This is a genomic window from Pseudomonas sp. R76, assembly GCF_009834565.1.
Classification (GTDB): Bacteria; Pseudomonadota; Gammaproteobacteria; order Pseudomonadales; family Pseudomonadaceae; genus Aquipseudomonas.
In genome coordinates, this window is record NZ_CP019428.1 from 455,727 (window position 1) to 480,169 (window position 24,443).

Genomic DNA, 24,443 nt, shown 5'->3' on the forward strand with positions numbered 1-24,443 from the left:
AGCCCCGCGTCGATATACTAGGCCCCGGTTTGCCCGCCTCGGGCTGCTTAGGGATATCGACCATGCAATGGATTTTCATGCTGATTGGCCTGGTGCTCGGCTGGACGCTCGATGAGTCGTTCACCGATGCCGGCTTCGGTGCGCTGCTGGGGTTGGGCATTGGCCAGGCGATGCGCCTGTCGATGCTGTCGACTCAAGCGAACCAGCAAGCGCGTCAGTTGGAAACCACACAGAAAGCGCTGATCGCGCTGGGTGAGCGCCTGCGGCAGCTGGAAGTGCCTGCGCCGACAAGCAGTGTCATTGTCGAATCCCCCATTCCTGAACCCGCCCCCGTCGTTGCAAAGCCCGAACTTGTCTGGGAACTGCCCGCCGAACTGGCGCCTGTCGCCGTGGTTGCCGAAGCCAGTCAGCCGCTGCCGGACGACGTCTGGGTGGCTGCGCCCACACCACAACCTGAAGAGCCTGCGATTCCGCGCGGCCCCACCCTGATCGAGCGCGCCTTCAGCGGCGCACGCAATTGGCTGTTTGGCGGCAACACCGTGCTGCGCGTCGGCGTGGTGCTGTTGTTCCTCGGCCTGGCCTTCCTGCTGCGCTATGCCACCGAAGGCGTGGTGGTGCCGATCGAGCTGCGTTACGCCGGGGTTGCCGCTGCTGCCATCGGCCTGTTGGGCTTGGGCTGGTGGTTGCGGCTGCGTAACAGCAATTACGGCCTGATGCTGCAAGGCACCGGCATTGCGGTGTTGTACCTGACGGTGTTTGCCGCGATGCGCTTGCACCCGTTGATCGACCCGAGTGCCGCCCTTGGCCTGTTGGTGGCAGTCACCGTATTTTCGGCGATCCTGGCGATCACCCAGGACGCCCTCGGCCTCGCCTGTGCGGCGGCGCTGGGTGGGTTTGCCGCGCCGATCCTCACCTCTACCGGCGCCGGCAACCACGTGGCGTTGTTCAGTTACTTCGCATTGCTCAACGCCGGCATCCTCGCCATCGCCTGGTTCAAGGCTTGGCGCTTGCTCAACCTGATCGGGTTTGTCGGCACTTTCGGCATCGGTTTCGCCTGGGGCATGCGCTCCTACACACCGGAACTGCTGTGGAGCACCGAGCCGTTCCTGATTCTGTTTTTCCTGATGTACCTGGCCATCGGCCTGTTGTTTGCTCGACGGAAGTTGCAAGAGATGGGCGATGCGCCCGAGGGCCGTGATGCATTGCTACGCTGGTCGGCCGCCAAGGGTGACTACGTCGACGGCAGCATGTTGTTCGGCCCGCCGCTGGTGGGCTTTGGCTTGCAGTTCGCCCTGGTGCAGCACCTGGAATTTGCCGCTGCCTTCAGTGCGCTCGGCTTGGGGCTTATCTACATGGGCCTGGCCCGAGTGTTCAACGGCGGGCGCGCTTTGCTGCTGGCGGAAACCTGCCTGGCGCTCGGCGTGATCTTTGCCAGCCTGGCGATTCCCTTGGGCCTCGACGCGCGCTGGACGGCTGCCGCGTGGGCGGTGGAGGGCGCCGGGATTTTCTGGCTCGGCTTGCGTCAGCAGCGGCCGTTGGCGCGCGCGTTTGGTTTGTTGTTGCAGTTGGGCTCGGCGCTGGCGTTCCTCAGCGAGCTGCGCATCGGCGAACACAGCCTGCTCGACGGTGCGCCATTGGGCGCGCTGTTGCTGGGTGCGGCGTTGCTGTTCAGCTTCGATCAGTTGCGCAGGGCCACGGCAGAACAGTCGGCGCCCTGGGAGCGCAAAGGCATGCCCGTGCTGGCCAGCCTGGGCCTGACCTTTTTGTACCTGCTCGCACCGCTGCTGCTACAGACACAAGGCACCGCCATCAGTTGGGCAATCGCCGGTCTGGCTACCCTGTTTGTCGGCCTGCGCATCGGCTCGCGCACCTTCCTGTTCACCGCCTTTGCCGTGCAGTTGCTGGGCGGTGCGCTGTTCCTGCTGCGCTTGCGGGGCGGTGATGGGGCGGCAGTCTTTAGTGCCGGGTGGACCGGCTTGTTGACCGCTTCGCTGATTGGCCTGGCGCTGGTCGGCGGCATGCTCATGGCGGCACGTGACGACATGGTGCGTAGCGACGTACGTCTACTGCGCGCGCTGTCGGTGGTGCTGCTCGCAGGTTTGGTATTGATCAATCTGGCTGTGCTGTTCGTGTTGCCATGGGAAAGCGCCAGCGGCGTGTGGGCGGCCAGCGGTTTGTTGATCATTTGGTTGAGCCTGTACCTGCAACAGCGCGTCAGCTTTGTGTTTGGGTTGCTGCTGCAATTGGTCGGTGGCGCCTCGTTCCTGCTCGCGATGCCGGAGTTGCTCGGGCCGTTGACCCGCGAGGGCTTGCGCCCGCTGGCGCACAGCGGTTTCTGGACGCCGATGTTGCTGGGCCTGGCCGCATTGGTCGGCGCCTGGCGCTTGCAGCGTGAACCGCATGCGCCGGTGTTCAGCGTGTTGAAACTGCAACGCCTGTCCGACCTGCTGCTGGTGTGGGGCGCGGCGTGGTGGGCACTGGCGTTGATTGGCGAAGTGCTGCGGTTTACGTCGCAAGAGCTGCAGGGGCCATTGTTGCTCGGCATCGCGGCAGTGAGCGTGGCGATCTGGGCGCTGCTGGCCGACCGGTTGCGCTGGGCGTCGCTGGGTATGCTGTGCACCTTGCTGATGCCGGCCGCGGGCGTGGTGTTGCTGGCGTCTGCCAATGATTACTACCACCCGGCGGCACACTTCGGCTGGCTGGCGTGGTTGGCGGTATTTGTGGTGCATTTCATCTCGCTGCGCCGTTTGGCTGCGACGGTGCCGAGCAAGGTGTTGAGCATCGCTCATGTGCTGGGTTGCTGGATGTTGATCGGCGTACTGGCGCTGGAGCTGCGTTACGGCCTGTTATTGCTGTCCAGCGAGTACAACGCCTGGCGCTGGCTGGGTTGGGCGATTCTGCCAAGCCTGTACCTGGTATTGGCGGCGGCACCGCGCAGTTGGCCGTGGCCGGTGTCGGCGTATCCGCGTGAATACCGTGTACTCGCCGCACTGCCGCTGGCGGTGCTGATGCTCGGCTGGTTCTGGTTGGCGAATATCTTCAGTGACGGCACGGCCAAGCCACTGCCCTATGTGCCGCTGCTCAACCCGCTGGAACTGGGCTTGATGTTCGCGCTGCTGGGTATTTACCTGTGGTCGCGCAGCGTTGCGCCACAGCGCGGGCCGCGTGCTGAACTGATTGCCCAAGGTGTCGCGGGTGTTTCGCTGTTTGCCTTCTTTACAGCCTTGGTGATGCGCACTGCCCACCATTGGGCGGGCGTGCCGTTCCAACTGGATGCCCTGCTGGCGTCGATGTTGGTGCAGGCCGGTCTGTCGATTGTCTGGACCCTGATCGCCCTCGGGCTGATGATCGGCGGCCACCTGCGCCATCGTCGTGAAGTGTGGTTGATCGGCGCGGCGTTGATTGCGGTGGTGGTCGCCAAGCTGTTCTTTGTCGAGTTGAGTAACCGTGGCGGGCTGGCGCGGATCGTGTCGTTTATCGGCGTGGGCGGGCTGTTGCTGGTGGTGGGTTACTTTGCGCCGCTGCCGCCCAAGCGCGCCGAACCGGTGTTGGAAACTGAAGGAGCAACCTCTTGATCGGTAAGTTGAGCGTGATCGCGGTGGGTTTGTGCACGACCTTGTCGGTGTGGGCGCAGGAAACGCCTGCCGACTTCACCACCCAAGTGCCATTGACGGTGAGTGGCAGCGGCCCCTGGTATCGCCTGGAGCTGCCGCTGTTTGTGCAATTGAGCGCGCGCCAGGCCGATCTCAGCGATGTGCGCGTGTTCAACGCCGCCGGTGAGCCCCAGGCCTATGCGTTGTCGCGCCAATCCGCACAACGCACCGAAAGCCGCAATGTGGCTGACGTGAAGTGGTTCCCGCTGTACGCCGCCGATACGCGTGAAAGTGTGCCCGACGTGGTGATGAAATCCACCGCCGAGGGCACCCTGCTGGAAGTGCGTCCGTCCAAGGCCGGCAAGCAAGTGCTGCGCGGCTGGGTGCTGGACGCCAGTGCGATCAAGGCGCCGCTGCAGCAACTGAGCCTGGACTGGAGCCGCGAGCAGGACGGCTTTCAGCGTTTCAGCATCGAGGCCAGTGATGACTTGCAGCACTGGCAATCCTGGGGCGATGGCCAGGTGGCGCGCCTTTCATTTGCCGACGAGCGTGTCGAGCAGCATGACGTGAGTTTGCCGGGGCAATCGGCGCGTTACCTGCGCCTGCTGTGGCAAGGCCAGGTCGCGCCGACGTTGACCTCGGCCAAGCTGGTGAGCGCGACCAGCAGCAGCTTGCCGACGCCGTTGGTGTGGTCGCAGCCGTTGTCGGGTACGCGCCTCAAGGCCGGTGAGTACAGCTGGCAGTTGCCGACGGGGCTGGCCGTCGAGCGTTTGCGCATCGAGCTGAAGCAGCCCAACACGCTGGCGCCGGTCACCCTGGCGGGGCGCCGTGAAGCCAATCAAGCCTGGCAGCCGCTGAGCAATGGCGTGTTATACCGCCTGACTCAGAACGGCCAGGACGTGGTGCAGGACGAGTTGCACCTGCCGGGTGTGGCCGTTGGTGAACTCAAACTGCAAGTGGACGAGCGCGGTGGCGGCCTCGGCGTCGAGGCACCGGCCCTGCGCTTTGCCGTGCGTACCACGCAGTTGGTGTTTCTGGCACGAGGCGAGCCGCCGTTTACCCTGGCGCTGGGCAATGGCTCGGTCAAGGCGGCGAACCTGCCGTTGGCGACCCTGATCCCCGACTATAGCGCCGAGCGCCTCAAGACGTTGGGCCAGGCCAGGGTCTCGGGTGACGCGGTGGTTAAAAGCGCTAGCGTTGCCGCACCGCCCGAAGCCGGCACCGACTGGAAGAAACTCGGCCTGTGGGCCGTGCTCCTGTTGGGTGTGGCGGCGCTGGGGGCGATGGCCTACAGTTTGTTGCGCCAACCCGCCGCCAAACCGTGAACTCTATTGGCGTTAAATCCTCTGATTAGAGGAAATAACCCTCGACTCGCGTTAAACTGCGCGGGTTTATAAGCCCCCCATTCTCCGGAGCCTTACATGTCCCGCGTTACCCTGAGTCGCTATTTGATCGAGCAGACCCGCAGCAACAACACGCCTGCCGATCTGCGCTTCCTTATCGAAGTGGTGGCGCGTGCTTGCAAGGAAATCAGCCACGCCGTGTCCAAAGGCGCACTGGGTGGTGTCCTGGGCAGCATGGGCACTGAAAACGTCCAAGGCGAAGTGCAGAAGAAGCTCGACGTACTCTCCAACGAGATCCTGCTCGAAGCCAACGAATGGGGCGGTCACCTGGCCGGCATGGCGTCCGAAGAAATGGACAATGCCTACCAGATCCCGGGCAAATACCCGAAAGGCGCCTACCTGCTGGTGTTCGACCCACTGGACGGCTCGTCCAACATCGACATCAACGCACCAGTCGGCACCATCTTCTCGGTACTGCGCTGCCCGAATGAATACCTGAGCCAGAACGAAGCCTTGAACGAAAAGGCCTTCCTGCAGCCAGGCACCGAGCAGGTGGCTGCCGGTTACGCGATCTACGGCCCGCAGACCATGCTGGTGCTGACCTTGGGCGACGGCGTCAAAGGCTTCACCCTGGACCGCGAGATGGGCAGCTTCGTACTGACCCACGAAGACATTTCGATTCCGGCCTCCACCCAGGAATTCGCGATCAATATGTCCAACCAGCGTCACTGGGAAGAACCGGTTAAGCGCTACGTCAACGAGCTGATGGAAGGCGAAGAAGGCCCGTTGAAGAAAAACTTCAACATGCGCTGGGTCGCCGCGATGGTTGCCGATGTGCACCGTATCCTGACCCGTGGTGGCTTGTTCATGTACCCACGTGACAGCCGCGAGCCGTCGAAGCCGGGCAAACTGCGCTTGATGTATGAAGCCAACCCGATGTCGTTCCTGGTTGAGCAAGCGGGCGGCGCGTCCACCGACGGCCATCAGCGCATCCTCTACATCCAGCCTGAAGGCCTGCACCAGCGCGTGGCGGTGTTCCTGGGTTCGAAGGAAGAAGTTGAACGCGTGACCGGTTACCACAAGAAGTAAGATTCGGCGATCAGTTATCCGCCATGTTGTGAGGCTGTTCACCCTTAAAGAAGCCCCGAAACGTTTCAGCGTTTTCGGGGCTTTTTTGTTTTCGCCCGTCGGGAACCAGACACCTCTTTTCCCTTCTAAGCTTCTGGCAGGTACCCAAGCTGCTTCGTCCCTCCAGGAGTTTTTCCATGTCGTTACGCCGTCTCGCTTTGCTGGCTTTTTGCGTGCTATTGGCCGCTTGCAGCAAGGTCAACCAAGAAAATTACGCGAAGTTGTCGGCTGGCATGGCCAAGGCTGAAGTAGAGTCGTTGCTGGGTAAGCCGACCGATTGTTCCGGCGCACTGGGTATGTCCAGTTGCACCTGGGGCGATAAAAACAGCTTTATCAGCGTTCAATATGCCGGTGACAAAGTTCTGATGTTTTCCGGGCAAGGCCTGAAGTAAACCGGGGCGCGAGCCTGCGGGAGAAGAAGAATGATGCGTTTTGTTTTGTGCCTTTGTGCCAGCCTGTTTTTGGCGGGCTGCGCCAGCCATTCTGGCGATGATCTGCAACCCAAGACAGCGAGCAACGTCAACCTCAAGCGTTACCAGGGCACCTGGTATGAGTTGGCCCGATTGCCGATGTACTTCCAGCGCAACTGCGCGCAGTCCGAAGCCCGCTACACCTTGCTGCCTGATGGCGACATGTCGGTGTTCAACCGCTGCCTGACACCTGAGTGGAAGTGGGAAGAAGCCAAGGGCACGGCCACGCCGCAAGTGCCCGGCAAGACCGACAAGCTCTGGGTGGAATTCAATAACTGGTTCACGGCGCTGCTGCCGGGCGTCGCCAAGGGCGATTACTGGGTGCTGTACGTGAGCGATGACTACAAGACCGCCATCGTCGGCAGCCCGAGCCGCCGCTACATGTGGATCTTGTCGCGCACGCCGACGGTGAATGCCGACACCCGCGAAGACTTGCTGAGCAGGGCGCGGCAGCAAGGGTATGACACCACGCGGTTGATCTGGCGTACGTCGGACAAGCAGATGGCGAAGACCTCGCAGTAACCTGAAGTCACCCTCAATCTAATGTGGGAGCTGGCTTGTGTGGGAGCTGGCTTGTGTGGGAGCTGGCTTGCCTGCGATGCAGAGACCTCGGTGTATCAGTTACACCAAGGTGATGCTATCGCAGGCAAGCCAGCTCCCACATTTGTTTTGTGTCGGCGGTTAGCCCAGCAAATCTCTCAGGACTTGCGTAAATGCCCGGCTGCTTTCCTCTTCACCGGCATGGCGCCCATCGCGCACCACCCACTTGCCGTTCACCAGCACATCGCGCACTTGCCGATCACCACCGGCAAACAGCCAGCGATTAAGAATGCCGTCCTCGTTAGCCGTCGCCAGGTACGGATCATTACCGTCCAGCACGATCCAGTCCGCGCGCTTACCCACTTCCAATCGACCGATCGGCTGGCCCAACGCCTGGGCGCCGCCGTCCAACGCCGCATCAAACAACGTACGCCCGACCATCGGCTGATCACTGCGATACAGGCGGTTGCGCCGCTGATCACGCAGGCGCTGGCCGTATTCCAGCCAGCGTAATTCTTCCACCACGCTGAGCGACACATGGCTGTCGGAGCCAATGCCCATGCGCCCGCACTGGGCGAGAAAATCTACCGCCGGGAAAATCCCGTCGCCCAGGTTGGCTTCGGTGGTCAGGCACAGCCCGGCAATCGCGCGGCTCTTGGCCATGCGCGCCACTTCTTCAGCATCCGCGTGAGTGGCGTGCACCAGGCACCAGCGCTCATCGACGTCGACATTGTCATACAGCCACTGCAGCGGACGTTTGCCACTCCAGGCCAGGCAGTCGTCGACCTCTTTTTGCTGCTCGGCGATGTGGATATGCACCGGGCAGGCCTTGTCACTGGCGGCCAATACCTCATTGATTTGTTGCGGCGTGACGGCGCGCAACGAGTGGAAGCACAGGCCCAGCTGCTGCGCCGGTTGCGCGGCGAGGATCGGCTTCAAACGTGCTTGCAGGTCCAGGTAATTTTCGGTGCTGTTGATAAACCGTCGCTGGCCTTCATTCGGCGCCTGGCCGCCAAACCCGGAGTGCGTGTAGAGCACCGGCACCAGCGTCAGGCCAATCCCGCTGCTGGCGGCCGCCTGGCTAATCTGCCGCGACAGCTCTGTGCGGTCGGCATACGCCTGGCCGCTGACGTCATGGTGCACGTAGTGGAACTCGGCTACTGAGGTGTAACCGGCTTTGAGCATCTCGATATACAGCTGGCGCGCGATAACGTGCAGTTGGTCCGGGTTGATCTTGCCGACCATGCGGTACATCAAATCGCGCCAGGTCCAGAAGCTGTCATTCGGGTTGCCCGCCACTTCGGCCAAACCCGCCATGGCACGCTGGAACGCATGGGAATGCAGGTTCGGCATGCCCGCCAGCACCGGGCCCCTGAGCCGTTCGGCGCCGTCTGCACTGGCATTGGGCTCAACGTGGGTCAGTACGCCATCGGCGCTGACTTCAAAGCGTACATCGTTGGCCCATCCATTAGGCAGCAGCGCGCGTTCGGCAAAGAAAGCGGACATGATCAAGGCACCCCGGTCGTGTGTTTATTTGTATATACATATACAGACGTTTGCCTGCTCGGTAAACTCCGGCAATCTATGCATCTTTTCCCCCTGCAAGGATTCCCTGTGCCGACTCCGCCTGCCAAGTCTTCGCTGGCTGCCCACATGGACGAAAGTCCGGCGCCCTTGTATGCCCGCGTCAAACAGATGATCAGCCAGCAGATCCTCAACGGCACCTGGCCGCCGCATTACCGCGTGCCTTCCGAGAGCGAGCTGGTCAGCCAGCTGGGCTTCAGCCGCATGACCATCAACCGCGCCCTGCGCGAACTCACCGCCGAAGGTTTACTGGTGCGCATGCAAGGCGTCGGCACGTTCGTCGCCGAGCCCAAGAGCCAGTCGGCGCTGTTTGAAGTGCACAACATTGCCGATGAGATCGCCTCCCGCGGTCATCGGCATACCTGCCAGGTCATCCACTTGTGCGAAGAGGCCGCCGGCTCCGAGCGCGCCGTCGCCCTGGAAATGCGCGAAGGCGGGCGGGTGTTCCACTCGCTGATCGTGCACTTCGAAAACGACATCCCGGTGCAAATCGAAGACCGCTTCGTCAACGCCCTGGTGGCGCCGGACTACTTGCAGCAGGATTTCACCCAGCAAACGCCCTACGCCTATCTGAACCAGGTCGCGCCGCTGACCGAAGGCGAGCACGTGGTCGAAGCGATCCTCGCCGATGCGCAAGAGTGCAAGCTGCTGCAGATCGAGCCAAGCGAGCCGTGCCTGTTGATTCGCCGCCGCACCTGGTCGGGCCGCCAGCCGGTGACCGCCGCGCGTTTGATCCACCCCGGTTCCCGTCATAGCCTGGAAGGACGTTTCAGTAAATGAGTAGCGTGAAAGTCTGGCGCGCCGCCGATTACATCCGCATGCCGTGGAAAAACGGCGGCGGCAGCACCGAAGAAATCACCCGTGATGCAGGCCAAGGCCTGGATGGCTTCGGTTGGCGCCTGTCGATTGCCGATATCGCCGAGTCAGGCGGGTTTTCCACCTTCGCCGGTTACCAGCGCGTGATCACCGTGATCAAAGGCGCGGGCATGGTGTTGACCGTCGACGGCGAGGAGCAGCGTGGTTTGTTGCCGCTGCAGCCGTTTGCGTTCAGCGGTGAAAGTGAGGTTTCGTGCCGCTTGATCACGGGGCCGATTCGCGATTTCAACCTGATTTATTCGCCCGCCCGTTACCACGCACGTTTTCAGTGGATTGACGGCGTGCAGCATTTCTTCACCACGGCGCAGACGGTGTTGGTGTTCAGCGTGGCGGATGAAGTGAAGGTGCTGGACCAGAAGTTGGGCCATCACGACTGCCTGCAAGTGGACGGTAACACTGGCCTGCTGGATATCTCGGTCAGCGGCCGCAGCTGCATTATCGAACTGACCGCGCGCGGTTAAAAAATTGTGGGAGCGGGCTTGCTCGCGAATGCGGTGTGACAGTCAACAGATGTGTCGACTGACCCACCGCATTCGCGAGCAAGCCCGCTCCCACATTTGTTTCTGTGTTGTTGAAGAAACCTGTTTCCAGTGCGCACCAATTTGTTACCGAATGCCCCAGCGTGGCGCAACGCCGCGTTGTTGTGAACAACTTCCCTCCCTGTAAAACGCCCCCGTAAGAAATTTCACCAAGCCTCAAGACCTTAATTCTCAAGGCCTGCAAACGCCTTCGAAAAAAATCTGTACAGCCTCCCCAGAAAGTTGGCCGCTCGATTGCATATGCTTGTATGTACAAGTAAAGATGTGTGCGTAAGACTCTCCTTCGCACCATCAATGTTCGCGCATCGATCGCCGAGGAGTCTTAGCAGTGACCAAGCCTACAAAATACCGTGACGTCGAAATCCGTGCCGCTCGCGGTAACACGCTCACCGCCAAAAGCTGGCTGACTGAAGCGCCGTTGCGCATGCTGATGAACAACCTCGACCCGCAAGTGGCCGAGAACCCGAAAGAATTGGTGGTGTACGGCGGTATCGGCCGTGCAGCGCGTAACTGGGAGTGCTACGACCAGATCGTCGAGAGCCTCACCAACCTGAATGACGACGAGACCCTGCTGGTGCAATCCGGCAAGCCGGTCGGCGTGTTCAAGACCCACAGCAATGCCCCGCGCGTGCTGATCGCCAACTCCAACCTGGTGCCGCACTGGGCCAGCTGGGAACACTTCAACGAACTGGATGCCAAGGGCCTGGCCATGTACGGCCAGATGACCGCCGGCAGCTGGATCTACATCGGCAGCCAAGGCATCGTCCAAGGCACCTACGAAACCTTCGTCGAAGCCGGTCGCCAGCATTACAACAGCGACCTGACCGGCCGTTGGGTACTCACCGCCGGCCTGGGCGGCATGGGCGGTGCGCAGCCGTTGGCCGCAACCCTGGCCGGCGCCTGCTCGCTGAACATCGAATGCCAGCAGGTCAGCATCGACTTCCGCTTGAGCAGCCGCTACGTCGATGAGCAAGCCACCGACCTCGACGACGCCCTGGCGCGCATCGCCAAGTACACCAAGGAAGGCAAGGCCATCTCCATCGCCTTGCTGGGTAACGCGGCGGAAATCCTGCCGGAACTGGTCAAGCGCGGCGTACGCCCGGACATGGTCACCGACCAGACCAGCGCCCACGACCCACTCAACGGCTACCTGCCGGCCGGCTGGACCTGGGACGAATACCGCGCCCGCGCCAAGACCGAACCGGCGGCTGTGATCAAGGCTGCCAAACAGTCGATGGCCGTGCACGTCAAAGCCATGCTCGAGTTCCAGAAGCAAGGCATCCCGACCTTCGACTACGGCAACAACATCCGCCAGATGGCGCAAGAAGAAGGCGTGGAAGACGCCTTCGCCTTCCCTGGGTTCGTACCGGCCTACATCCGCCCACTGTTCTGCCGTGGCATCGGCCCGTTCCGTTGGGCTGCCCTGTCCGGCGACCCGCAGGACATCTACAAAACCGACGCCAAAGTCAAAGAGCTGATCCCCGACGACGCCCACCTGCACAACTGGCTGGACATGGCCCGCGAGCGCATCAGCTTCCAGGGCCTGCCGGCACGTATCTGCTGGGTTGGCCTGGGCCAGCGCGCCAAACTCGGCCTGGCGTTCAACGAAATGGTGCGCAGCGGCGAGCTGTCGGCACCGGTGGTGATCGGCCGTGACCACCTCGACTCCGGCTCGGTCGCAAGCCCGAACCGCGAAACCGAAGCCATGCAGGACGGTTCCGACGCCGTGTCCGACTGGCCACTGCTCAACGCCTTGCTCAACACCGCCAGCGGCGCGACCTGGGTGTCGCTGCACCACGGCGGCGGCGTCGGCATGGGCTTCTCGCAGCACTCCGGCATGGTGATCGTCTGCGACGGCACCGACGAAGCGGCTGAGCGCATTGCTCGCGTACTGCACAACGACCCGGCCACCGGCGTGATGCGTCATGCCGATGCCGGTTACCAGATCGCCATCGATTGCGCCAAGGAGCAGGGCCTGAACCTGCCGATGATCAAATAACTGCTGGCCTGGTTCCTGTGGGAGCTGGCTTGCCTGCGATGCGGGCGACTCGGTCTCTCAGTAGAACCGAGGGGATGCCATCGCAGGCAAGCCAGCTCCCACAGTAGAACCCGCAATCTGCACACCCAGAACAATCCATCAGAGGTTGACCAACATGGCTGCAAATGACACCACCCCGTTGATCGAAAGGCGTTCGATCGACTACATCCCGGAAGCGGAAAGACACGGTCGTCTATTGAGCCAGTTCACCCTGTGGATGGGTGCCAACCTGCAAATCACCGCGATTGTCACCGGGGCCTTGGCCGTGGTGCTCGGCGGTGATGTGTTCTGGTCGTTGATCGGTCTGTTGATCGGCCAACTCATCGGCGGCGGCGTCATGGCGTTGCATGCGGCGCAAGGGCCAAAGCTTGGCCTGCCACAGATGATCTCCAGCCGGGTGCAGTTCGGCGTTTACGGTGCAGCCATCCCGATAGTGCTGGTCTGTTTGATGTACCTCGGTTTCACCGCAACCGGGACCGTGCTGTCAGGGCAGGCGCTGGGCCAGTTGTTCGGGGTCAGCGACAGCGTCGGTATCCTGATTTTTGCCAGTGTCATCGTATTGGTCACCGTACTGGGTTACCGGGTGATCCACTTTATTGGGCGTGTCGCCAGCGTCATTGGCGTGATTGCCTTTGTCTATCTGTTCAGTCGTTTGATGAGCCAGACCGACGTTGGCGCGCTTTTGCAGATCCGCCACTTCAGCTGGAGCAGTTTCCTGCTGGCGGTGTCGCTCGCGGCCTCTTGGCAGATCGCCTTCGGCCCTTACGTAGCGGACTATTCACGTTACTTGCCAAGCAAGACATCTTCGCTGAAAACCTTTCTCGCCGCCGGCGCCGGCTCGGTCATTGGCGCTCAGGTGGCGATGGTCCTTGGCGTGTTTGCCGCGGCCATGTCCAACGGGCAATTTGCCGGTCACGAAGTCGCCTACATTGTTGGGTTGAGCGGTACGGGCGCCACCGCTGCACTGCTGTACTTCAGCATCGCGTTCGGCAAGGTCACCATCTCTACCCTGAACTCCTACGGCAGCTTCATGTGCATTGCGACCATCATCAGTGGCTTGCGCGGCCGCCTTGAGGTCACCCGCCTGCAGCGTCTGGTGTTCGTGCTGGTGATTGTCGGCACTGCAACCCTGATCGCGTTGCTCGGCCAGCACTCGTTCCTCGGTGCGTTCAAGTCTTTCATCCTGTTTCTGCTGGCGTTCTTTACGCCGTGGAGTGCAATCAACCTGGTGGATTACTACTGCATCACCCGCGAGCGCTATGACGTTCCGGCTTTGGCCGACCCGAATGGCCGCTACGGTCGCTGGAACCTGCTGGGTATCAGCGTCTATGTGTTCGGTGTGCTGGTGCAGTTGCCGTTCATCTCCACCAAGTTCTACACCGGCCCCTTGGTTGCTGCGCTGGGTGATGTGGATATCTCCTGGATCATCGGCTTGGTACTGCCAGCGGCCTTGTATTACGTATGTGCGAAAAAATGGCACGGCACAGTGCCCGATCAACTGATCCTGCCAATAGAGCAGGGCGCTGCACCAACGACAAACGGGCTGGCTGCGCAAGCCTGATGGGACGTGGACAGGGCAGGACGCCTACTGACTGCCGTAATCCATTTCAAGATTGGGAGCGTCACAACAATGAAGATGAATAAGACCCTGCTGGCCACTGTGTTCTGCGCAAGCGTGTTGGCGAGTGCCGGCGCCCAGGCGGCCGGTTGGTGCGAATCCGGCAAGCCGGTGAAATTCGCCGGCCTGAATTGGGAAAGCGGCATGTTGCTCACCGACATCCTGCAAACCGTTCTGGAAAAAGGCTACGACTGCAAAACCGACAGCTTGCCGGGCAACTCCATCACCATGGAAAACGCCCTGAGCAGCAACGACATCCAAGTGTTTGCCGAAGAGTGGGTTGGCCGCAGCGAAGTCTGGAACAAGGCCGAGAAGGCAGGCAAAGTCGTCGGCGTCGGCGCCCCGGTAGTCGGCGCGGTCGAAGGCTGGTACGTGCCGCGTTACGTGATTGAAGGCGACGCCAAGCGCAAGCTGGAACCCAAGGCGCCAGGCCTGAAAAACATCGCTGACCTGGCCAAATACGCCTCGGTGTTCAAGGACCAGGAAGAACCGTCCAAAGGCCGTTTCTACAACTGCCCGGCGGGCTGGACCTGTGAGCTGGACAACAGCGAGATGCTCAAAAGCTACGGCCTGGAAAGCACTTACACCAACTTCCGCCCAGGCACCGGCCCGGCGCTGGATGCGGCGGTGCTGTCGAGCTACAAGCGTGGCGAGCCGATCCTGTTCTACTACTGGTCGCCAACGCCGCTGATGGGCCAGGTCGACCTGGTCAAGCTGGAAGAAAAACCCGGTGTGGATAAAAGCGTGAGCATAAAGGTCGGGTTGTCCAAGACCTTCCACGAGCAAGCGCCTGAGTTGGTGGCCGTGCTGGAAAAGGTCAACCTGCCCATCGATCTGCTGAACCAGAACCTCGGTCGCATGGCCAAAGAGCGAATTGAGTCGCCAAAACTGGCGAAAATTTTCCTCAAGGAACATCCTGAAGTCTGGCACGCATGGGTGAGCGACGACGCAGCCAAGAAAATCGACGCGGCCTTGTAGGTCAAGCGTGTCCGACTACCCTGAGGGGCTAGTCGGACACCGGCCACAACCCACTGGATCGAGAGCACGATATGTTTCCTGAGCGTTTTACGTTTTCCATCGCCGACTGGGTCAACGGTTGGGTGGACTCACTGGTCACCAACTACGGTGATGTGTTTCGGCACATCTCCGACACCCTGCTATGGGCCATCGTCAACCTGGAAGGGTTGCTGCGCGTGGCGCCCTGGTGGCTGATGCTGGCCATCGTCGGTGGCATCGCCTGGCACGCCACCCGCAAGGTGGTGACCACGGCCGTCATCGTCGGTTTGCTGTTCCTGGTGGGCGCGGTTGGCCTGTGGGACAAGCTGATGCAGACCCTGGCACTGATGATGGTCGCCACGGTGATCTCGGTGCTGATCGGCATTCCGCTGGGCATTCTGTCGGCACGCAGCAATCGTCTGCGTTCGGTGCTGATGCCGCTGCTCGACATCATGCAAACCATGCCGAGCTTCGTGTACCTGATTCCGGTGCTGATGCTGTTTGGCCTTGGCAAGGTGCCGGCGATTTTCGCCACGGTGATCTACGCCGCGCCGCCGCTGATTCGCCTGACCGACCTGGGCATTCGCCAAGTCGACGGCGAAGTCATGGAAGCTATCAACGCCTTTGGCGCCAACCGCTGGCAGCAACTGTTCGGCGTGCAACTGCCGCTGGCCCTGCCAAGCATCATGGCCGGGATCAACCAGACCACCATGATGGCGTTGTCGATGGTGGTCATCGCCTCGATGATCGGCGCCCGTGGCTTGGGTGAAGACGTGCTCGTCGGCATCCAGACGCTTAACGTTGGCCGCGGCCTCGAAGCCGGGCTGGCGATTGTGATTCTTGCAGTGGTCATCGACCGCATTACCCAGGCCTATGGTCGTCCACGGCATGAGGCGAGCAAATGACTACTGTCAGCAAAATTGAAGTTAAAAACGTCTTCAAGATCTTCGGCAACCGCTCCAAGGAAGCGCTGGCGCTGGTTGGCCAGGGCAAGACCAAGGACCAGGTGCTGGCCGAGACCGGCTGCGTGGTCGGCGTGAACGATCTGTCCCTGAGCATCGGCACCGGCGAGATCTTTGTGATCATGGGCTTGTCGGGCTCCGGCAAGTCCACACTGGTGCGCCACTTCAACCGCCTGATCGACCCCACCAGCGGCGCGATCCTGGTGGACGGCGAAGACATCCTGCAACTGGACATGGAAGCCCTGCGCCAATTCCGTCGGCACAAGATCAGCATGGTGTTCCAGAGCTTCGGCCTGCTGCCCCACAAGAGCGTGGTGGACAATGTCGCCTATGGCCTCAAGGTGCGTGGCGAAACCAAGCAGGTCTGCGCCGAACGCGCGCTGCACTGGATCGAAACCGTTGGCCTCAAGGGCTACGAAAACAAATACCCGCACCAGCTCTCCGGCGGCATGCGCCAACGTGTGGGCCTGGCCCGCGCCCTGGCGGCCGACACCGACATCATCTTGATGGACGAAGCCTTCAGCGCCCTAGACCCGCTGATCCGCGCCGAGATGCAGGACCAGTTGCTGGAGCTGCAAAAGACCCTGCACAAAACCATCGTGTTCATTACCCACGACCTCGACGAGGCCGTGCGTATCGGCAACCGCATTGCGATTCTCAAGGACGGCAAACTGATCCAGGTCGGCACCCCGCGCGAGATTCTGCATTCGCCGGCGGATGAGTATGTGGACCGGTTTGTTCAGCGCCGCGCGGCGGTGGTCTGATCCGGGCTGATCGTTCCCACGCTCTGCGTGGGAACGCATCCCGTGACGCTCCGCGTCACTTTCTGACAGCGGGACGCGGAGCGTCCCAGGCGGCATTCCCACGCAGAGCGTGGGAACGATCAATTCAAGAGGCTTAAGATGTCCCAGGCAGCAAAAATCATCATCGCCGACGCCCCCCTGCGCTGGCAGGACGTGGTCGCCGTCGCCCGTCACGGCGCAGTGCTCGAACTCTCGGGTCACGCCTGGGCGCGCATCGACAATGCCCAGGCCATCGTCCAGCGCATTGTCACCAGCGGTGAGCGCGCCTATGGCGTGAACACCGGCCTGGGCGCCTTGTGCAATGTGTCGCTCAAGGGCGAGCAACTCAGCCAGCTGTCGCGCAATACCCTGCTGAGCCACGCCTGTGGCGTCGGCCCTGCACTGAGCGACGAGCAGACCCGCGCGATCATCTGCGCGGCAATCATCAACTACAGCCACGGCAAATCCGGCCTGCACCCGCAGGTGGTGCATTCGCTGCTGGCCCTGCTCAATCACGGCATCACGCCGCAAGTGCCGTCCCAGGGTTCGGTGGGTTACCTGACCCACATGGCCCATGTCGGCGTGGCCTTGCTGGGCGTCGGCACGGTGAGCTATCGCGGCCAGATCGTGACGGCGCAAGAAGCCTTACACGCAGAAGGTTTGCAGCCGGTGGTACTCGGCGCCAAAGACGGCCTGTGCCTGGTCAACGGCACGCCGTGCATGACCGGCCTGAGCTGCCTGGCCCTGGCCGACGCGCATCACTTGCTGCAATGGGCAGACGTGATCGGTGCCATGAGTTTCGAAGCCCAGCGCGGCCAGATCGACGCGTTCGACGAAGCCATCATCGCCCTCAAGCCGCACCCCGGCATGCAGCAAGTGGGTATCAACCTGCGCGCGCTGCTCGACGGCAGTGAAGTGATCGCCAGCAGCAAAGGCATTCGCACCCAGGACGCCTTGAGCATCCGCTCGATCCCGCAAATCCACGGCGCCGCCCGCGACCAGGTTGAACATGCCACGCGCCAGATCGAGACCGAACTCAACAGCGCCACCGACAACCCGCTGGTGCTCGGCACGCCGGACACCTACCGCGTGGTGTCCCAGGCCAACCCGCATGGGCAGTCCGTGGCCTTGGCGGCAGACATGCTCGCCATCGCCATGGCGGAAATCGGCTCGGTGGCCGAGCGTCGCCTGGATCGCCTGATCAACCCGCATGTCAGCGGCTTGCCGGCGTTCCTGGTCAGCAACCCCGGCGTCAACTCCGGGATGATGATCGTGCAATACGTCGCCGCCTCGCTGTGCGGGCAAAACCGCCAGCTGGCGCAACCGGCGGTGCTCGACAACTTCGTCACCTCGGGCCTGCAGGAAGATCACCTGAGCATGGGCACCAACGCCGCGCTCAAGCTGCACCAGTTGTTGGCCAACGTCACCCAGATCCTCGCCATCGAGTACCTGCTGGCGGCCCAGGCCTTCGAGTTTCTCAAGGACCAGCGTTTCGGCGCAGGCACTGACAGCGCCTGGCGTTTGCTGCGCGAAAAAGTCCCGGCCTACGAGCAGGACCGCTGGCTGGCGCCGGATATCGCAAGCGCCGCTGCGTTGCTCAAAGACACCGCTTTGTTGCACCACGTATTACCTAATTTGCACTAAGAATAATTCACAAGGAGCATGAATGTGACTGCGCTAAATCTGATTCCAGGCCAACTGAGCCTTGCCCAACTGCGGGCCATCTACCAGCAGCCGGTAACCCTCAGTCTGGATGACAGCGCCACGGCGCAGATCGAAGCCAGTGTGGCCTGCGTGGAGCAGATTCTCGCCGAGAATCGCACCGCCTACGGCATCAACACCGGTTTCGGCCTGCTGGCCTCGACCCGCATCGCCAGTGAAGACCTGGAAAACCTCCAGCGTTCCCTGGTGTTGTCCCACGCCGCCGGCGTCGGTGAGCCGATCAGCGACGCGCTGGTGCGGCTGGTCATGGTGCTTAAGGTCAACAGCCTGAGCCGTGGCTTCTCCGGGATTCGCCGTCAGGTGATCGACGCGCTGATCGCGTTGATCAACGCCGAGGTGTACCCGCACATTCCGCTGAAAGGCTCGGTCGGTGCTTCCGGTGACCTGGCGCCCTTGGCGCACATGTCGCTGGTGCTGCTCGGCGAAGGCAAGGCGCGCTACAAGGGCGAATGGCTGGAGGCGACCGAAGCGCTGAAAGTCGCAGGCCTGGCACCGCTGACCCTTGCCGCCAAAGAAGGCCTGGCGCTGCTCAACGGCACCCAAGTGTCCACGGCCTATGCACTGCGCGGCCTGTTCGAAGGCGAAGACCTGTTCGCCGCGGCACTCGCGTGCGGTGGCCTGACCGTGGAAGCCGTGCTCGGCTCGCGCTCGCCGTTCGACGCGCGTATTCACGCCGCACGTGGCCAACGTGGGCAGATCGATTCGGCTGCGGCCTACCGCGACCTGCTCGGCGAAAGCAGCCAGGTGTCGCAGTCGCACCAGAACTGCGACAAGGTGCAAGACCCGTACTCCCTGCGCTGCCAGCCACAAGTCATGGGCGCCTGCCTGACCCAGTTCCGCCAGGCTGCCGAAGTACTGGCGGTGGAAGCCAACGCCGTGTCGGATAACCCGCTGGTGTTTGCAGCCGAAGGCGACGTGATCTCCGGTGGTAACTTCCACGCCGAACCTGTGGCCATGGCCGCTGATAACATGGCCCTGGCCATCGCTGAAATCGGCTCGCTGAGTGAGCGCCGCATCTCGTTGATGATGGACAAGCACATGTCGCAACTGCCGCCGTTCCTGGTCGGCAATGGCGGGGTTAACTCCGGCTTCATGATTGCCCAGGTGACGGCCGCTGCACTCGCCAGCGAGAACAAGGCCCTGTCTCATCCGCACAGCGTCGACAGTTTGCCGACCTCCGCCAACCAGGAAGACCACGTCTCGATGGCACCGGCTGCAGGCAAGCGCCTGTGGGAAATGGCTGAGAACACCCGTGGAATTTTGGCGGTGGAATGGTTGGCTGCGTGCCAGGGCCTGGACCTGCGCGACGGTTTGAAAACCTCGCCGAAGCTGGAAAAAGCCCGTGGCATCCTGCGCGCCAAAGTCGGCTTCTACGACAAGGACCGCTTCTTCGCCCCGGACATCAATGCCGCCAGCGAACTGCTCGCCAGCCGCTGCCTGAATGAGCTGGTGCCGGCCAAACTCCTGCCGAGCTTGTAACCGCAACGCAAGCCAGCTCCCACAGGTGGGAACGATCTTCTCCTCATAAGAATAATAGGGACGAGAAATGCACCAGCAAGAAAAGGGTTTGAAACGCGGGCTCAGCGCCCGACATATTCGCTTCATGGCACTCGGTTCCGCGATCGGCACCGGGTTGTTCTACGGCTCTGCCTCGGCGATCCAGATGGCCGGGCCTGCCGTGCTGCTCGCCTACCTGATCGGCGGCGCCGCCGTATTCATGGTGATGCGCGCCCTCGGCGAAATGGCCGTGCACAACCCGGTGTCCGGCTCCTTCGGCCAGTACGCCAGCACCTACCTGGGCCCAATGGCCGGGTTTGTCCTCGGCTGGACCTACGCCTTTGAAATGATCATCGTCTGCCTCGCCGACGTCACTGCATTCGGCATTTACATGGGCTTCTGGTTTCCCGAAGTGGCGCATTGGGTATGGGTGCTCGGCATCGTGTTTTTGATCGGCGGCCTGAACCTGTGCAACGTCAAAGTGTTTGGCGAGATGGAGTTCTGGCTGTCGCTGCTCAAGGTCGGCGCCATTGTGGCGATGATCCTCGGCGGCTTCGGCATCATGCTGTTCGGCATCCATTCGGCCGGTGAAACTCAGGCCAGCGGCCTCAGCAACCTGTGGGCCCACGGCGGCTTCATGCCCAATGGCATCGGCGGCTTGATCGCCTCGTTTGCGGTGGTGATGTTTGCCTTCGGCGGCATCGAAATCATCGGCATCACCGCCGGTGAAGCCAAAGACCCGCAACGGGTGATCCCCAAGGCCATCAACGCGGTGCCGCTGCGCATCCTGTTGTTCTACGTGCTGACCCTGTTCGTGTTGATGGCGATCTACCCGTGGCCACAGATAGGCAGCCAAGGCAGCCCGTTCGTGCAGATCTTCAGCAACCTGGGCATTGGCTCGGCGGCGACCATCCTCAATATCGTGGTGATCTCGGCGGCCGTCTCGGCCATCAACAGCGACATCTTCGGCGCCGGCCGCATGATGTACGGCCTGGCCCAGCAAGGGCAGGCGCCCAAGGGGTTTGCCCAACTGTCCAAGCAAGGCGTGCCGTGGATGACCGTGGTGGTGATGGGCGCAGCGCTGCTTGGTGGCGTGGTGCTCAACTACCTGATCCCGGAAAACGTGTTCCTGCTGATCGCCTCGATTGCCACCTTCGCCACGGTGTGGGTGTGGCTGATGATTCTGTTCACCCAGGTGGCGATGCGTCGCTCGATGACCAAAGAACAGGTCGCCGAGCTGAAATTCCCGGTGCCGTTCTGGCCGTATGCGCCAGCGGCGGCCATCGTGTTCATGCTGTTCGTGTTTGGCGTGCTGGGTTACTTCCCGGACACCCAGGCCGCTTTGCTGGTCGGCGCCGTGTGGATCGTGCTGCTGGTGGTCGCCTATCTGCTGTGGGTCAAACCTGCCGCCGGGCAAGCGGCCAAGGTCCATTACGACCCGGCTTTGTCTCATCGTTAACTTAGGGAGGCGTTGATGAAAACGCTTTGGCAACACTGCCACGTCGCAACCATGGCAGGCGGCAAATACTCGATCATCGAGGATGCCGCCATGGTCACCGCAGGCCCGCTCATTGAGTGGGTCGGCCCCCGCAGCCAAGTGCCCTCGGCGGACTACGCCCAGGTGCATGACCTGCAAGGCGCGTGGGTCACCCCCGGGCTGATCGACTGCCACACCCACACGGTGTTCGGCGGCAATCGCAGCGGCGAATTCGAGCAGCGCCTTGAAGGCGTGAGCTACGCCGAAATCGCCGCCAAGGGTGGTGGTATTGCCAGCACCGTGCGCGCCACCCGCGCCGCGTCCGAAGACGAACTGTTTGCCAGCGCCCACAAGCGCTTGCGCAGCTTGTTGCGTGACGGCGTGACCACGGTGGAGATCAAATCCGGCTACGGACTGGACCTGGTCAACGAACGGAAGATGTTGCGCGTCGCGCGGCGCCTCGGCGAAGCGTTGCCGGTCAGCGTGCGCGCCACGTGCCTGGCCGCGCATGCGTTGCCGCCGGAGTACAAGGACCGCGCCGACGACTACATCGAGCACATCTGCACCGAGATGCTGCCGGCCCTGGCCGCAGAAGGGCTGGTGGATGCGGTGGATGCGTTCTGCGAATACCTGGCGTTTTCCAACGAGCAGGTCGAGCGCGTGTTCAAGGTTGCCCAGCAACTGGGCCTGCCGGTGAAGCTGCACGCCGAGCAGTTGTCGTCGCTGCACGGCTCCAGCCTCGCTGCGCGTTACCACGCGCTGTCGGCGGACCACCTGGAATTCATGACCGAAGAAGACGCCATCGCCATGGCCGCTGCCGGCACCGTCGCCGTATTGCTGCCGGGCGCGTTTTACTTCCTGCGTGAAACCCAGTTGCCGCCAATGGACGCCCTGCGCAAACACGGCGTGAAGATCGCCATCGCCAGCGACCTCAACCCCGGCACCTCGCCGGCGTTGTCGGTGCGCCTGATGCTGAACATGGCGTGCACCTTGTTCCGCATGACCCCGGAAGAAGCCCTGGCCGGCGCCACGCAGCACGCCGCGACCGCGCTGGGCATGGGCGATACCCACGGTTCGCTGGAGGTGGGCAAGGTCGCCGACTTTGTCGCCTGGCAGATTGATCGCCCCGCCGACCTGGCCTACTGGCTGGGCGGCGAGCTGGATAAACGCGTCGTGCGCCACGGCGTCGATGTCACTGTTTGAGGAGTACTTTTTTGTGGATAAGGTTCTGAACTTCAAACAAGGCCGTGTGCCGCTGCTGATCAGCATGCCCCATGCGGGCCTGCGCCTGACGCCTGCGGTCGAGGCCGGGTTGATCCCCGAGGCACAAAGCCTGCCGGACACCGACTGGCACATCCCAACGCTGTATGACTTTGCCGAGGAACTGGGGGCCAGCACGCTGTCAGCCGAGTATTCACGGTTTGTTATCGACCTGAACCGGCCTTCGGACGACAAGCCGCTGTACGTCGGCGCCACCACCGGCCTGTACCCCGCGACCTTGTTCGACGGCGTGCCGTTGTTCCGCGAAGGGTTGGCGCCGTCCCAGGAAGAGCGCGCCACTTACCTGCAAAAGATTTGGGGCCCTTACCACCGTGCCCTGCAAGAAGAACTGGCGCGGCTCAAGGCCGAGTTCGGCTACGCGCTGCTGTTTGATGCGCACTCGATCCGCTCGGTGATACCGCACTTGTTTGAAGGCAAGCTGCCGGACTTCAATCTCGGCACTTTCAACGGCGCCGCCTGCGACCCGGAGCTGGCCAGCCAGTTGGAAGCCATCTGTGCTGCGCATCCGCAATACACCCATGTGCTCAACGGGCGTTTCAAGGGCGGGCATATCACCCGGCATTACGGCGACCCGGCGCAGGACATCCATGCCGTGCAGCTGGAGTTGTGCCAGAGCGCCTACATGGAAGAGTTTGAGCCGTTCCGGTATCGGCCGGATTTGGCCGAGCCGACGCGGGTGGTGTTGAAGCAATTGTTGGAGGGGTTGTTGGCCTGGGGGCAAAAGCATTACCAGTAATTTTCGTTGCTGCTGCAATAGCTTTCGCGAGCAAGTCGAAGCGTCGAACCGCCGCTCCCACACCTGACCGAGTTCCAACATGAGAATGCGGTCCAAATGTGGGAGCGGGCTTGCTCGCGAAGGGGGCCTCACAGTCGCCGCAGTGCAACTGCCGGTCGCCACAGGTCGTGTTAACAGACATCCCGCTGGGTAAGGTTGTGGGCAGGGCGCGTCAGACGCCACTCCCCACAATAAAGCTGCCGAGTGAGACCTCTTTCATGAAAAGACTGTTCAACCGTTACCTGTTGACCCTCACCGGCGCCGCGCTGCTCAGTGCGCAGGCCATGGCCGCTGAGCCGGCCTCGTGCAAAGCGGTGCGCATGGGCGTGGTCAGCTGGACCGACGTCATCGCCACTTCCGGCATGGCCGACGTACTGCTCAACGGCCTGGGCTATGACAGCAAGCAAACCAGCGCCGTGCAGCAGATCATCTTTGCCGGCATCCGCGACAAGCGCCTGGATATCTTCCTTGGCTACTGGAAACCGGCGATGGACAACAACATTGCCCCGTTCCTGGCCGCCAAACAGGTCAAGGTCTTCGACACGCCCAGCCTCTCTGACGCCCAAGCCACCCTGGCCGTGCCGCAATACGTGGCCGACGCTGGCTTGAAAACCTTCGCTGACATTGTGCGCTTCAAGGACAAACTGGGCGGCAAAATCTACGGCATCGAGCCCGGCAGCGGCGCGAACACCGATATCCAGAAAATGATCGACACCAACCACTTCGGCCTGGGCGGCTTCAAGCTGGTCGCCTCCGGTGAAGCGGGCATGCTCGCGGCCGTGCAGCGTGCGGTGAATCGCAAGGAGTTCGTGGTGTTTGTCGGTTGGACGCCGCACCCGATGAACATCAACATGAAAATGACCTACCTCACCGGCAGTGAAGATGTGTTCGGTGCCGATGAAGGCCGGGCTACCGTTTCCACCGTCACCGCGCCGGACTTCGCCGAGCGTTGCCCCAACGCCAACCGGCTGCTGACCAACCTGACCTTCACCGCCGCCCAGGAAAGCCAGTTGATGGTGCCGATCATGGAGCGCCAGTCGCCGCAGGATGTCGCCAAGCAATGGCTGCGCGACCATCCGGAGGATTTGCAGCGTTGGCTGGCGGGGGTTGCCGCGTTTGATGGCAGCGATGGCGTCGCGGCCGTCCAGGCCAGCCTCAGGTAGTTCAAGCAAAACAAAGCAAATGTGGGAGCGGGCTTGCCCGCGATGGCGGTGTATCAGGT

Annotated in this window: 19 protein-coding genes; 18 read left to right on the top strand and 1 reads right to left on the bottom strand. The window is 62.1% G+C overall.

Annotated features, from left to right (window positions below; all coding sequences use genetic code 11):
• The first annotated feature begins 62 nt into the window (after nt 1-62).
• The 5 genes from PspR76_RS02010 (at nt 63) to PspR76_RS02030 (ending at nt 7,056) form a co-directional block, all read left to right on the top strand.
• Nucleotides 63-3,575 (top strand): DUF2339 domain-containing protein, encoded by a 3,513-nt coding sequence (locus tag PspR76_RS02010; protein ID WP_159953737.1) that lies wholly within the window; start codon nt 63-65, stop codon nt 3,573-3,575.
• Nucleotides 3,575-4,918: a DUF3999 domain-containing protein gene (locus PspR76_RS02015; RefSeq protein ID WP_159961293.1), complete on the top strand. Its 1,344-nt coding sequence runs from the start codon at nt 3,575-3,577 to the stop codon at nt 4,916-4,918. The genes PspR76_RS02010 and PspR76_RS02015 overlap by 1 nt, the downstream gene beginning before the upstream one ends.
• Before the next feature lie 96 nt (nt 4,919-5,014).
• Nucleotides 5,015-6,025, top strand: coding sequence for a class 1 fructose-bisphosphatase (locus PspR76_RS02020; protein ID WP_159953738.1), 1,011 nt, complete (start codon nt 5,015-5,017; stop codon nt 6,023-6,025).
• A 176-nt stretch (nt 6,026-6,201) separates the two neighbouring features.
• The gene (locus PspR76_RS02025) at nt 6,202-6,456 is read left to right on the top strand and encodes a hypothetical protein (protein ID WP_017849914.1); all 255 of its coding nucleotides are present in this window, start codon (nt 6,202-6,204) and stop codon (nt 6,454-6,456) included.
• Between the two features lie 30 nt (nt 6,457-6,486).
• Complete coding sequence (locus PspR76_RS02030; protein ID WP_159953739.1) at nt 6,487-7,056, top strand: lipocalin family protein; 570 nt, start codon at nt 6,487-6,489, stop codon at nt 7,054-7,056.
• Nucleotides 7,057-7,215: 159 nt separating this feature from the next.
• On the opposite strand, the gene PspR76_RS02035 is transcribed toward PspR76_RS02030, so the two are convergent.
• A complete protein-coding gene (locus PspR76_RS02035) occupies nt 7,216-8,580 on the bottom strand; it encodes a formimidoylglutamate deiminase (protein ID WP_159953740.1) in 1,365 nt (454 codons plus the stop codon).
• Nucleotides 8,581-8,727: 147 nt separating this feature from the next.
• Between PspR76_RS02035 and hutC the strand changes: the two genes are divergently transcribed.
• The 13 genes from hutC to PspR76_RS02100 all read left to right on the top strand — a co-directional run bounded on the left by hutC (nt 8,728) and on the right by PspR76_RS02100 (nt 24,384).
• Nucleotides 8,728-9,438: a histidine utilization repressor gene (gene hutC / locus PspR76_RS02040; protein WP_442966813.1), complete on the top strand. Its 711-nt coding sequence runs from the start codon at nt 8,728-8,730 to the stop codon at nt 9,436-9,438.
• Nucleotides 9,435-9,995 (top strand): HutD/Ves family protein, encoded by a 561-nt coding sequence (locus tag PspR76_RS02045; protein ID WP_159953742.1) that lies wholly within the window; start codon nt 9,435-9,437, stop codon nt 9,993-9,995. The genes hutC and PspR76_RS02045 overlap by 4 nt, the downstream gene beginning before the upstream one ends.
• Before the next feature lie 406 nt (nt 9,996-10,401).
• Entirely contained in the window at nt 10,402-12,072 is a 1,671-nt protein-coding gene (gene hutU / locus PspR76_RS02050) for a urocanate hydratase (protein ID WP_159953743.1), read from the top strand.
• A 154-nt stretch (nt 12,073-12,226) separates the two neighbouring features.
• Nucleotides 12,227-13,672 (top strand): purine-cytosine permease family protein, encoded by a 1,446-nt coding sequence (locus tag PspR76_RS02055; RefSeq protein WP_159953744.1) that lies wholly within the window; start codon nt 12,227-12,229, stop codon nt 13,670-13,672.
• 69 nt (nt 13,673-13,741) lie between these two features.
• Complete coding sequence (locus PspR76_RS02060; protein WP_159953745.1) at nt 13,742-14,707, top strand: ABC transporter substrate-binding protein; 966 nt, start codon at nt 13,742-13,744, stop codon at nt 14,705-14,707.
• Nucleotides 14,708-14,778: 71 nt separating this feature from the next.
• Nucleotides 14,779-15,630: an ABC transporter permease gene (locus tag PspR76_RS02065; protein ID WP_159953746.1), complete on the top strand. Its 852-nt coding sequence runs from the start codon at nt 14,779-14,781 to the stop codon at nt 15,628-15,630.
• A complete protein-coding gene (locus PspR76_RS02070) occupies nt 15,627-16,451 on the top strand; it encodes a quaternary amine ABC transporter ATP-binding protein (protein WP_159953747.1) in 825 nt (274 codons plus the stop codon). The genes PspR76_RS02065 and PspR76_RS02070 overlap by 4 nt, the downstream gene beginning before the upstream one ends.
• Before the next feature lie 138 nt (nt 16,452-16,589).
• Nucleotides 16,590-18,113, top strand: a complete 1,524-nt coding sequence (locus PspR76_RS02075; RefSeq protein ID WP_159953748.1) for an HAL/PAL/TAL family ammonia-lyase — start codon at nt 16,590-16,592, stop codon at nt 18,111-18,113.
• A gap of 18 nt (nt 18,114-18,131) precedes the next feature.
• Nucleotides 18,132-19,670: a histidine ammonia-lyase gene (gene hutH / locus PspR76_RS02080; protein WP_159953749.1), complete on the top strand. Its 1,539-nt coding sequence runs from the start codon at nt 18,132-18,134 to the stop codon at nt 19,668-19,670.
• Between the two features lie 67 nt (nt 19,671-19,737).
• Entirely contained in the window at nt 19,738-21,147 is a 1,410-nt protein-coding gene (locus tag PspR76_RS02085) for an amino acid permease (protein WP_159953750.1), read from the top strand.
• Between the two features lie 15 nt (nt 21,148-21,162).
• Nucleotides 21,163-22,368, top strand: a complete 1,206-nt coding sequence (hutI, locus tag PspR76_RS02090) for an imidazolonepropionase (protein WP_159953751.1) — start codon at nt 21,163-21,165, stop codon at nt 22,366-22,368.
• 13 nt (nt 22,369-22,381) lie between these two features.
• On the top strand, nt 22,382-23,182 hold the full coding sequence (gene hutG / locus PspR76_RS02095; RefSeq protein WP_159953752.1) for an N-formylglutamate deformylase: 801 nt from the start codon (nt 22,382-22,384) through the stop codon (nt 23,180-23,182).
• Nucleotides 23,183-23,439: 257 nt separating this feature from the next.
• On the top strand, nt 23,440-24,384 hold the full coding sequence (locus PspR76_RS02100) for a choline ABC transporter substrate-binding protein (RefSeq protein WP_159953753.1): 945 nt from the start codon (nt 23,440-23,442) through the stop codon (nt 24,382-24,384).
• The last annotated feature ends 59 nt before the right edge of the window (nt 24,385-24,443 follow it).